Below are 10988 nucleotides of genomic sequence, written 5' to 3'. Positions count from 1 at the left end.
GTTCGGACTGCAGCAGCGGCTTGCCAAACGAGGTCTGCGCGCGGGCGTAGAGATCGAGGCCGAGATGGGCGGAAAGCGGCTGGCTGTAGCTGGCCGAGATCTCCAGCTTCTGGAAAGCGGCGTCGGCGCCCTGGCGCGACAGCGGCAGCAGCGGCGTCGCATCGGCGGCCGAGCGCGCGCCGAGCCCATCGATACCAAAAGAGGCAACGACGTTGCCGATGAAGACGCCGCCAAGCGGTGTGAACCAGGTGCCATCGAGACCGAGCCGGGCAATGCGCAATCGGTCCTCGGCGATCGGCAGCGAAATCGGCGTCACCGCGTCGAGCGTGTCGTTTTGCACGTCGAATGACAGTTCGGTGCTGATCGTAAGCGCGCGGCTGCGTATCCAGGGATAGCGAAGCCGCGCCGAATAACGCTCGAAAGCGCTGCCGAAGCCGAGCGTGCCGGGCTCGGCTGTCGGATTGGCCTGCGTGCGGCTGGCTTCCAGGTTGAGCGTCAGCCCGTCATAGCCGATCGGCACGACGATGCCGGCGGCATAGTTGCGATTGCGTGGGCCATCCGTGAACAGGCCGCTCTCGCCGCCATCGGGGTAGCCGCCGGCCCTGACATAGACGAGTTCGCCGAGGCCGAGCAATGAGTTGAAATCGACGCCGATGCCCGTAGACCAGCGCTGCAACGATGGCGATAGCGAGTTGTCCCCGGTCATTTGGCCGCCGATCGGGCGATATTTGCCGTCGATGACCAGCACGCTTGCGCCTTTGGCCGAGCCTGCCTGCAAGGTCGAGCGCAGCCGGGCGCCGGGCGTATCGCCAGCCAGCAGCAGCTTGCGTTCGATCGCCGACAGCTTGATGCTTTTCTGTCCAACGAGCGGCGCCAGCGTTGCCTCGACCCGCCCGCGTATGCGCTCGGGCAGATTGCTGGTGTCGATCCGTTCGAGAAAGCCATCGACGACGACCAGCCGGAGTCTTGCGCCGTCGTTGAGCTTCTGCGCCGGCAGCACCACCCGCACCAGCGCATAGCCGGCCCATCCATATTCGGTTTCGAGTTTTCGCGCCGCGGCAAAGATTTCCGCCGCCGTCACCGTGCGGTGCGCAAGGCCGGCAACGATCTTGCGTGTTGCGTCAGCCATGTCGGGCAAGCCGCCTTCGACGCTGACATCCCCGAGCTTGACCTTGAGCTTCCCGGCACCCGCCGGCGCTTCGAGGCCCACACCTTCGGGAATGGAAACACCTGCCGTGTTGGCTGCCGGCGGCGGCCGAAAGCTGGGCGGCGTGATCTGGCTGGCTGTCTGCGCGAATGCGCCGGCTTGAAGCCACAGGCACGCCGAGGCAACAAGCAGGATCAACCATCCCCCACGGGCTGCCAGCTCACCGAAAACTGGGTGACAGTCGTTATCCCTGCCAACCGCGATCTTGCTTGTATACTTCACTCAATCACTCGTCCTTCGAGGTAGAGTTCGGCAAAGCTTCGCCACCGCGCGAGATTTCATCGCTCGTTAATTGGCTTCTGCTTTCGAACTCATTTCCGGGAAGGCGTGCCCCCGCCGCTCGGATGTCGCGGAAACTATGCCGCGCTCTGGTGAACGTCAATTCAACGGGCGGCCGTCCGGCTGACTATTATTGGGAGGGGTTTTCCAAAGCGTAGCAACCGGTTAGCGGACCCCACCATGAACCGGTCGTGGCCTGCCCCATGTTCGGGTTGGGCTTGCTCTTCGCATTCGGTGCCTCTGGACACAGCTGTCGAAGGCTGGAAAATGTGGACGCGACTCCGCTGTTGGAGTTAACTCGGAACATGAGGAGGATGGCGCTGAATCTGGAAGACATTGCCGGCCATCCGGCCCTGCATCGCTGTGTCCAGGCACAGTCGTTGGCGCTGATCGACATCTATGAAACGAGCCCGCGACTGGCTTCCATTTTCGCCACGCAGCAGCGTTGGCTGATGGGTCATGTCGGCCTTGCCATGCATTTCAGGCGCGATCCGCACGACCGCCGCAAGGAGCTGACGGTATCGCGTTTCATCGAGTTCGTACACCAGCACGCGGTGGCCAGCCGCAACACGGCGGACGCTTTCATCAAGGAGATGCTGCACTATCATGTCGCCGAGTATGTTTCGGGTGGCGACGGGCGCACGCACCCCTTGCAGCCAACGGCGGCAACCGTGCAGACTTTCACCGGCTGGGTCCTTGCTCATCTGCAGACGCTGGATCATCTCGATGGTGCCGACCGGCTGGCCAGGTTCCTTGAGCGGCCCGACATGGTTGCCAGGCTGCAGCCTCTGGTCGCGGACGGCCTGCTTGCCTCCAAGCCGGTGCGTGAGCCCAACCAGACCTTTTCGCTGTTCATCTGGCTCAACAATGGCGGCATTGTCATGGACTGGCTGATGTCGGGCATCGACCCCGATCATGCCGGCCTGGACCGGATTCCGACCAGCGTGGTTTCGATCGGAGATTTCGCCAGATGGCTCAAGCTGTCGCGGACCCACCTCGCCCGCAAGCTGCGCGCTGCCGAGGAACTCGGCAGCATCGGCTGGCTCGGCCAGCGCGGCCATTCGGTGATGTGGGTGTCGAACACCTTCTACCAGGAGTACATGACCGTCCAGGCCGCCAAGCTGGCCATTGTCGATGCGGCATTCGCCGCCTGTTTTCCAGTCCCGGAAGACCGCTGAGGGTCGGCGCGATCGACATCTGCCCGGACCGAGAACATTGTCTCCTGGCGATCATAACCTGTTATAGACAGGGCGCGTCTGGACACGGGCCGTGAAGGCTGAGAATGTGATCTGCGTCTTCGTGGCCGTAAGGCTGGATCGGAGCATGGGGGGAATGACGCAGACCTTTGACCATATTGCCGGTCACCCGGCATTGCATCGCTGTGTCCGTGCCCAGGCGCAGGCGATGATCCAGGCCTATGGGATGAACCCGAGGCTCGCCTCGATATTTGCCACCCAGCAGCGCTGGTTGATGGCGCATATCGGCCTTGCCCTGCATTTCAGACGGGAGCCCGATGATTACCGCAAGCAGTTGACGGCGGCGCGTTTCATCGACGTCATCCGGGAGAATTCCGTCGCCAGCCGCAACACCGCCGACGCCTTCCTCAAGGAGATGCTGCATTACAATTTCATCGAGCACCTGCCGGCAACACAGGACGGCCGCATCCGCCCCATTCAGCCAACGGTGAACACGCTGGAGACGGTTGCCGGCTGGATGATGGCGCACCTGCACACGCTGGACAGTCTCAACGGTGCGAACCGTCTGGCGACGTTTCTGGAGCGGCCCGATGCTCTCGCCAGGGTGCAGCCGCTGGTGGCCGACGGCCTGATCTCCTCCAGCCCCGTGCGCGAGCCCAGGCAGACCTTTTCGCTGTTCACCTGGCTCAACAATGGCGGCGTCGTCATGGACTGGCTGATATCGGGCGTCGATCCCGACCATGCCGGCCTCGCTGAAATACCGACCGGCGTCGTCTCGATCGGCGATTTCGCCAAATGGCTCAAGCTGTCGCGAACCCACCTGGCACGCAAACTGCGGGATGCTGAAGACCTCGGCAGCGTTGGCTGGCTTGGCCAGCGCGGCAATTCGGTGATGTGGGTGTCGGGCGATTTCTACCGGGAATACATGACCGCCCAGGCCGTCAAGCTGGCTATCATCGATGCCGCGTTCGTCAAGGCCTTCGACTCGCCGGCAGGCAGCTGACCGGTGCGGCATCCCCGGTGCGGGGATGCCCAAGCCGGCGAGCCTTTCAGTCGATATCGAATGACACGCCCTGGGCGAGCGGCAGCGCCTTGGAATAGTTCACCGTGTTGGTGGCGCGCCGCATATAGGCCTTCCATGCGTCGGAGCCGCTCTCGCGGCCGCCCCCGGTTTCCTTTTCGCCGCCAAAGGCACCGCCGATCTCGGCGCCCGAGGTACCGATGTTGACATTGGCAATGCCGCAATCCGATCCGTCGACACCCAGGAAACGCTCGGATTCCTGCAGGTCTCGGGTGAAGATCGACGAGGACAGGCCTGCCCCCACGGCATTGTGCTCGTCGAGCACCGCGTCGAAGTCCGAATATTTCATCACGTAGAGGATCGGCGCGAAGGTCTCTTCCGTCACCGGTGACACCTGGCTTGGCATTTCGACCAGCGCCGGGTGCACGTAGTACGCATCCGGATGGCCGTTCTCGACCCGCGTGCCGCCGGTCACCTTGCCGCCATGGGCAGCGGCTTCCTTCAGCGCCTTCTGCATGGCGTCGAAGGCCGCCTTGTCGATCAGCGGCCCGACCAGCGAGGACGTCTCCAGCGGATTGCCGACAGACACACTCTCGTAGGCCTTCTTGAGGCGCGGAACCAAGGCGTCGTAGACGCTGTCATGCACGAACAGGCGCCGCAGCGTCGTGCAGCGCTGGCCGGCCGTGCCCATCGCTCCAAACGCAATCGCACGCAGCGCCATGTCGAGATCGGCGGTCGGGCAGACGATGCCGGCATTGTTGCCGCCGAGTTCCAGCACCGCGCGCGCAAAGCGCTTGGCCAGCCGCGGGCCGACGTCGCGGCCCATGCGGGTCGAGCCGGTTGCCGAAACCAGCGGCACTTTGGGGTGATCGACCAGGATCTCGCCGACGGCGCGGTCGCCGATCAGCACCGGCGCCAGGCCATCAGGTGCGTCCGCGCCGAAGCGCTCGACCGCACGCTTGAAGATAGCCTCGCAGGCAAGTGCGGTCAGCGGCGTCTTTTCCGACGGCTTCCACACCACTGCGTCGCCGCAGACCAGTGCCAGGGCGGCATTCCACGACCACACAGCCACCGGGAAGTTGAAGGCGGAAATGACGCCGACGACGCCGAGCGGATGCCAGGTTTCCATCATCCGATGGCCCGGGCGCTCGGTGGCGATGGTCAGGCCGTACAATTGCCGGGAGAGGCCTACGGCGAAATCGCAGATGTCGATCATCTCCTGCACTTCGCCGAGGCCCTCGGACGGGATCTTGCCGACCTCGATCGAGACCAGCCGGCCAAGCTCGGCCTTGTGCGTACGCAGCTCCTCGCCCAGCAGCCGCACCAGTTCGCCACGCCGCGGGCCTGGCACCATGCGCCAGGCTTGGAAGGCCTTGTGCGCGGCATCAATGATCTTAGCCGCTTCGGCCGGCGAGATCGTCCTCAGCGCCGCGATCTGCTCGCCCGTCACCGGGCTGCGCACGATCAGGTCGCCGCCGACAAGCGTCTCCTTGGCCACACCCAGTTTCGCCAGCAGTTCGGTCGTTTCCTTGCCTATCGTCATTCTTGTCCCTTTCAGATCCAGTCGCTCATAATGCATGTCGCCCAAAAGTGCCCCGCGGTTTTGGGACAACGACATGCACAAAAGGCATGCCGGTCAAAGCCTGGCGTCATGCTGCCCGCGTGCACAAAGGCACCTCAGGCACGATCATCGCGTGGCATTACTCGTTTCAAGGGAAAATCACCACCCCGGCATGGTCTAAGCCCAAACTGCACGATTGAGCCAGATGGGGCAGATGGCGCTCAGTTTGCCTTCTTGGCCGGTGGGCGTACCGCACCGTCCCTGATCAGCCGGTCGATATGCATGCGGATATGTGCCGCTTCCGCCGCCGTGTTAGCAAGCGCTATGGCGCGGTCGAAGGCGACGCGCGCCTCGTCCCCCCGGTCGAGTTGCATCAAGAGGCCCCCCTTGAGGCCGAAAAAATGGAAATAGCCGGAAAGCCGTTCTTCCAGCGGCTCGATCATGGCCAGCGCCTCTGCCGGTCCACGCACCTTCGAGACCGCGACAGCCCGGTTGAGCGTGACCACCGGCGACGGCTGCATCTGCTCCAGCAAGCGATAGAGCAGGTCGATCTCGTTCCAGTCGGTATCCTCCGCCTTTTCGGCCCGCGCGTGCAGTGCGGCAATCGCCGCTTGCACCTGGTAGGGGCCGGGCTTGCGATGGCGTAGCGCCTTGTCGACCAGCGCCAGCCCCTCATCGATCATCTTGCGGCTCCACAGGCTGCGATCCTGGTCTTCGAGCAGCACGATCTCGCCGCTCTCGTCGAAACGGGCCGGTGCGCGCGCATGCTGCAGAAGCAACAGCGCCGTCAGCCCCATGATCTCCGGCTCGGTCTGGAACAACCGCAGCAGGAGCCGTGCCAGCCGGATCGCCTCCTCGCACAGCGGTGCGCGGGCCGGCGCCTCGCCGCTGTTGGTCGAATAGCCCTCGTTGAAGACCAAGTAGACCATGGCGGCGACGGCGGCGAGGCGTTCCGACCGCTCGACCGCGCCCGGCGTCTCGAACGGCACGCCGGCGTCCGCAATGCGCGCCTTGGCGCGAGTGATGCGCTGCTCCATGGCGCTTTCGCCAACCAGGAAGGCGCGCGCGATCTGCTTGACCGTAAGACCGGAGACGATGCGCAGCGCCACCGCGATCTGCTGCGTTGCCGGCAGATCAGGATGGCAGCAGATGAACAGCAGCCGCAATATGTCGTCGCGGTAGTGCGCCCCGTCCAGCCGCTCGGCGATATCGCTCTCGGCGTCCTCCAGATCCGAAACCTGGTCTTCCTCCGGCATCGGCGCCTGCTTGGCGCGCTTGCGCACCGCATCGATGCCGCTGTTGCGGCCGACGAAGATCAGCCACGCCGCCGGGTCGCGCGGCGGCCCGTTCTGCGGCCAGTTCTTCAGCGCCCTGAGGCACGCGTCCTGGAAAGCTTCCTCCGCCGTATCGAGATCGCGGAAATAACGCAGCAGCGCACCCATCGCCTGCGGGCGGGCGGCGCTGATCGCGGAGCTGATCCAGGCCATTTCGGTCATGCGGAAACCTTGGCGGGATTGAAGATCGAGACCGGCCGGATCTCATAGGAGCCGCCGCTCGGGTTGACTTCGGAAAGCTCGCGGGCGAACTCCACCGCCTCGTCGAGATCGGCGCATTCGAGCGTGTAGAAGCCGAGGAACTGTTCCTTGGTCTCGGCGAACGGCCCGTCGATGACGACCGATTCGCCCTTGACCTTTCTCAGGGTCGTCGCGGCGGTCGTCGGCAGAAGCCGTGCCACCGGGCCGAGCCGACCAGCCTTGGCGTACTTGTCCTGAACGTCGAGGAGATTGGCCATGACCTCGTCGTCCTGTGCCTTGCTCCAGGAGCAGACGACATCTTCGGAGGCATAGCAGAGGATTGCGTAGAGCATGGCGGGTCCTTTTCTCTGTCAAAGGACGAAACAGTAAGACCGATCCCGACACGACGTCGATAAAAAAATCCAGATGTAGACGGATTTGGCCACGGCCAGCCGCGCCGGTCAGCTTTCTCCCAGTTTCAGCCATCGCAGCACGAGAGCTTCCTCGTCATCGAGACCATCGATGGAGCGTTTGCGTTTGTTGGCTTGTGCCATTTCATTCAGCAACCGCCCCTCGGACCACGCTTCGAAGACCCGCGGATGGATATAGCATTTGCGGCAGACGGCGCGCGTATTGCCCAGCCGCTCGGCAACCTTGTCGATGACGCTGTTCATCGCCCTGTTTCGCTGTGCCTGGCTTTGCGGCAGTTCCGTTTGGGCAAACAGCGACGCGGCGTGAATGGTGCCGCCCCAGGTGCGGAAATGCTTCGAACTGAAGGCGTCACCGACCGCCTCACGGATATAGCGGTTGACGTCCTCGGAGCGGACCGGCCGCCTGTTGCCGTCCTCATCGAGATACTGGAACAGCTTCTGGCCTGGCAGGTCCTGTGCGCCGCGCACAATCCTGGCGATGCGGCGGTCGACCAGCTTCAGCTTCCACTCCTTGCCCGACTTGCCCTTGAAGGCAAAGCGCAGGCTTGAACCGACAATATCCACATGCCGGTCGCGCAACGTGGTCAGCCCGAAACTCTTGTTGTCGCGGGCGTAGGCGGCATTGCCGACCCGGATCATCGTGTTATCGAGCAGCCAGACGACCGCGGCGACGACACGCTCGAACGGCAGGCCACGACGGCGCAGATCGCTGTCGATCCTGTGCCGCAGGTCCGGCAGGCTCTCGGCGAAAGCAACCAGGCTCGAATATTTGGCACCATCGCGCTCTTCGGCCCATTGCGGATGATAGCGATATTGCTTGCGTCCGCGCTGGTCCCTGCCGGTTGCCTGGATATGGCCGTCCGCGTCCGGCGAAATCCACACATCCGTCCAGGCCGGCGGAATGACGATCGCCTCGATGCGGGCCCTGGTAGTGTCCGAAACTGTCCCTCCGTCCGGCCCCTGGTAGGAAAACCCCTTGCCCGTCTTTAGCCGTCGGATACCGGGCTCGGCATCGCTGACATAGCTAAGCGACGCATGGTCGGCCGAGCTTTGTGCCCCGTTTTTGGGCGCACCATCTGGCGATACAGCGTCCTCGCCAGCCGGTCGGCTGGGCGACAATCCGGATTTTTGCAACATGTCGGCTCCACGCGAATTCCGTAGATAAGCCACTGGCCGACCGCTGGTTCCACCCGCCGTCCGAAAAGCGCCTCGCGCCGATATCGCGGTGGCTGGCGCCTACAGAGCGCCTTGCAGCTTGATCGGCGGCGCGGACAAACGCCGCCGCGCCGCGAGCTTGAACCTGTAGCGCAGGCAGCGCCAAGCTTCTGAGCGCCGCTTCGGCGCGGCCGCGGCTACCGCCAGGAAGCGCGCCGCGGTGCCCAGGTCGCCGCGCGCATAGTGGACCCGGGCGATCTTGAGGGCGACAAGCCCTTCCCTGGCCTTGAGCGCCGACAACGGGATGTTGCAGTCGGTGAGTGTGCGCAGTTCCCGGCGCCAGTCCAGAAAGCGCCGCACCGGGTTGAGGGCAAAGCGGTCATCGGAACGTACCGGCGAAACCTCATAGACCATGACAGGTTGCGAGACCATGGCGAGCGATGCCTTGCTCATCAGCCGTGCCCAGAACAGCGTGTCCTCGTCATAGGCCATTCCGATGGGGAACCGCGTCTCGCCGATCAGGGTCCGCGATGCCAGAACGCTGCCCACGGCGACCGAACGTATATCGCCTTTCACATAGGCCGAGGCATTTGCCAGGCACGCAGCCTGATAGCCGTTCGGCATCTTGATCTGCCGGTCCTGGCCGTTCACCCGTCGCCGGTAGGCACCCACGATCATGTCGGCCTCCGGCCGCTCCTGAGCCTTGCGGAGCAGTGCGCGCAACCCGCCCCGCAGATGCAGGTCGTCGGCATCGATCAGGTAGACCCAGGAATAGACCGCTTCGGCCAGCGCCACATTGCGGGCACCGCCTGCATCGCGGCATTTGGCCGACAGCACGCGCAGCGGCAACGAGAGTTGTGCCGCGGCCTCCCGCGCGATGGTTGCCGTGCCATCGGTCGACGCATCGTCGACCAGCAATATCTCGCCGATGATCTCGGCCTCGCTGCGTAGCGATGCCAGCGTTGCAGCAATGGTCGCCGCCGCGTTACAGGCAGGAATGACGACGCTGATTGCTCTCAATTACAAAACCTCGCGCCATGCGCTTGAGGATACAACTACCGTCACCCCGAAACGAATACAGACTAGCGGCCGCATCGGTATTTGAGAAGCAGTCTTGTCCATCCCGAATTGCGGCGCAAATACCGCTGCGTGTACGACCTGCTTCAGGCTCTTTCGAGCACGACCGGAATGACGTCGACAGCTTGCTCGCCAACCTGTCCCCCCGTGGTCTTGAGCACGCCGACGATCGGCGCCACGTCCGAATAGTCGCGGCCGTGGCCGACGGTGATATGGTCGTTGCTGGCCCGCATGCCGTTGGTCGGATCGAATTCCTGCCAGCCCGCATCGCGCCCGCACCAGACCTTGACCCAGGCATGCATGGCATCGGCGCCTTCCAGCCGGGGCTTGCCCTTCGGCGGGATGGTGCGCAAGAAGCCGCTGACATAGCCGGCCGGAATACCGAGCCCGCGCAGGCCGGCGATCATGATGTGTGAAAAGTCCTGGCAAACGCCGCGCTTCAACTTGAAGGCATCACTGGCCCGGGTCCGCACCGTTGTCGCTTCGCCGTCATAGGTGAAATCGCGATGGATGCGATTGCACAGGCTCACGGCCGTGCCGGCGGCGGAGCCGGCGATGCTGTCGCGTGCGTAAGCGGTGATCGCATCGTCGATGCCGGCATGGGTGCTGGCCGTCAGGAAGTGGTGCGGTGCATCAGGTGCCAGAGACCGCATCGCGGCGAGTTCTTGCCTCAGCCGGGCGATATCGGGCGACACGTCGAGCCCGGGCTCGGGCCGAGACACCGACACGCGGGCGCTCATCCTGATGTCGAGCGCGTCATGCGCGTCGCGAAAGGCGATCGAGGTGACGTTGTTGCCGAAGAAATCGGAAAAGTCGGAACGTTCGTTGGGTGCCGGCGCAAAGGACAGGGATGCGGCGATGACACGCTGCACGCCTGATATCGTCGACGGCAGTACGCGCACCTGATGACGACCGCCGCCGGCCGCCGCAGCGTAATCGTAATGCAGATGAAGCCTGATGTCGTAGAGCATGTTCTATTTTTCTGCCTTTGCGCAGGTTCTTGTCGCAAAACCCGTGCGACACTTTTGCGGAACCTGCTTAGCCGAAATAGGCTTTGGCGAGGCTGTTGTAGAGGCCGCCGATTTCATAGGCGAGGTCGTCCAGCGCCTTTGCCGTCATATCCGAAGGCTCCTTGATGGCGATCTGGGTGTTGAGCTGCAGGATTTCCTTCGCCGCCGGCGACATTTGTCCCTCCCCGCCGAGCGACGGCAACAGGCCGATTTCGGCCTTCAGCCTTTCGAGCTGGAACAGGATGGAGCGCGGATTGAGCGGATCGAGCGCCAGCAGGTCGATCACCGTGCGCCGACCGGCCTGCACCGGATATTGGCGGCGATGGGTCATCACGCTGTCGCCGATTTCCAGCATCATGTCCAGCGCGCCGTCCGGCGCCTTGGCGCTGGTCAGCCGCGACAGCGTGCGGGAGATCTGGATACCGCGCTCCAGCCGGCGGCCGATCTCGAGGAAGCGCCAACCGGCGAAGCGGTACATGTTCTCGTGCAGCAGGCCGGAAAAGCCGGCGAGCTTGCGCAGGATGACCGTCATCGCCC

11 protein-coding genes are annotated in these 10988 nt (G+C 63.9%); 3 read left to right on the top strand and 8 right to left on the bottom strand.

From position 1 onward, the window contains the following. Positions 1-1345 (bottom strand): ShlB/FhaC/HecB family hemolysin secretion/activation protein (locus EN893_RS06190; RefSeq protein ID WP_164900732.1); only part of this gene is annotated, 1345 nt, incomplete at its 3' end. A 455-nt stretch (positions 1346-1800) separates the two neighbouring features. On the opposite strand from EN893_RS06190, the gene EN893_RS06185 reads away from it, so the two are divergent. Together EN893_RS06185 and EN893_RS06180 are read left to right on the top strand one after the other, a co-directional pair. Further along, complete coding sequence (locus EN893_RS06185) at positions 1801-2664, top strand: hypothetical protein (RefSeq protein ID WP_164748799.1); 864 nt, start codon at positions 1801-1803, stop codon at positions 2662-2664. A gap of 154 nt (positions 2665-2818) precedes the next feature. Next, the gene (locus EN893_RS06180; protein WP_127271538.1) at positions 2819-3685 is read left to right on the top strand and encodes a hypothetical protein; all 867 of its coding nucleotides are present in this window, start codon (positions 2819-2821) and stop codon (positions 3683-3685) included. A 46-nt stretch (positions 3686-3731) separates the two neighbouring features. On the opposite strand, the gene EN893_RS06175 is transcribed toward EN893_RS06180, so the two are convergent. The 5 genes from EN893_RS06175 to EN893_RS06155 all read right to left on the bottom strand — a co-directional run bounded on the left by EN893_RS06175 (position 3732) and on the right by EN893_RS06155 (position 9324). Continuing rightward, the gene (locus EN893_RS06175; protein WP_206517157.1) at positions 3732-5267 is read right to left on the bottom strand and encodes an aldehyde dehydrogenase family protein; all 1536 of its coding nucleotides are present in this window, start codon (positions 5265-5267) and stop codon (positions 3732-3734) included. A gap of 218 nt (positions 5268-5485) precedes the next feature. After that, the gene (locus EN893_RS06170) at positions 5486-6760 is read right to left on the bottom strand and encodes an RNA polymerase sigma factor (protein ID WP_127270094.1); all 1275 of its coding nucleotides are present in this window, start codon (positions 6758-6760) and stop codon (positions 5486-5488) included. Next, positions 6757-7131, bottom strand: coding sequence for a YciI family protein (locus tag EN893_RS06165; protein ID WP_127270092.1), 375 nt, complete (start codon positions 7129-7131; stop codon positions 6757-6759). The genes EN893_RS06170 and EN893_RS06165 overlap by 4 nt, the downstream gene beginning before the upstream one ends. Positions 7132-7239: 108 nt before the next feature. After that, positions 7240-8346 carry a DNA topoisomerase IB gene (locus tag EN893_RS06160; protein WP_127271541.1) on the bottom strand — a complete coding sequence of 369 codons (1107 nt, stop codon included), beginning with the start codon at positions 8344-8346 and terminating at the stop codon, positions 7240-7242. Positions 8347-8445: 99 nt separating this feature from the next. After that, positions 8446-9324, bottom strand: coding sequence for a glycosyltransferase family A protein (locus EN893_RS06155; RefSeq protein ID WP_245490807.1), 879 nt, complete (start codon positions 9322-9324; stop codon positions 8446-8448). On the opposite strand from EN893_RS06155, the gene EN893_RS39035 reads away from it, so the two are divergent. Continuing rightward, complete coding sequence (locus EN893_RS39035; RefSeq protein WP_245463595.1) at positions 9293-9469, top strand: hypothetical protein; 177 nt, start codon at positions 9293-9295, stop codon at positions 9467-9469. The genes EN893_RS06155 and EN893_RS39035 overlap by 32 nt on opposite strands. 58 nt (positions 9470-9527) lie before the next feature. On the opposite strand, the gene EN893_RS06150 is transcribed toward EN893_RS39035, so the two are convergent. Next, on the bottom strand, positions 9528-10412 hold the full coding sequence (locus EN893_RS06150; protein WP_127270501.1) for a transglutaminase family protein: 885 nt from the start codon (positions 10410-10412) through the stop codon (positions 9528-9530). A 67-nt stretch (positions 10413-10479) separates the two neighbouring features. Further along, on the bottom strand, positions 10480-10988 hold a 509-nt coding region (locus EN893_RS06145; RefSeq protein ID WP_206640089.1), incomplete at its 5' end, for an alpha-E domain-containing protein.

Source organism: Mesorhizobium sp. M7A.F.Ca.CA.004.04.2.1, assembly GCF_004022825.1.
GTDB lineage: Bacteria > Pseudomonadota > Alphaproteobacteria > Rhizobiales > Rhizobiaceae > Mesorhizobium.
This window is presented reverse-complemented; position numbering and strand designations above follow the sequence as displayed.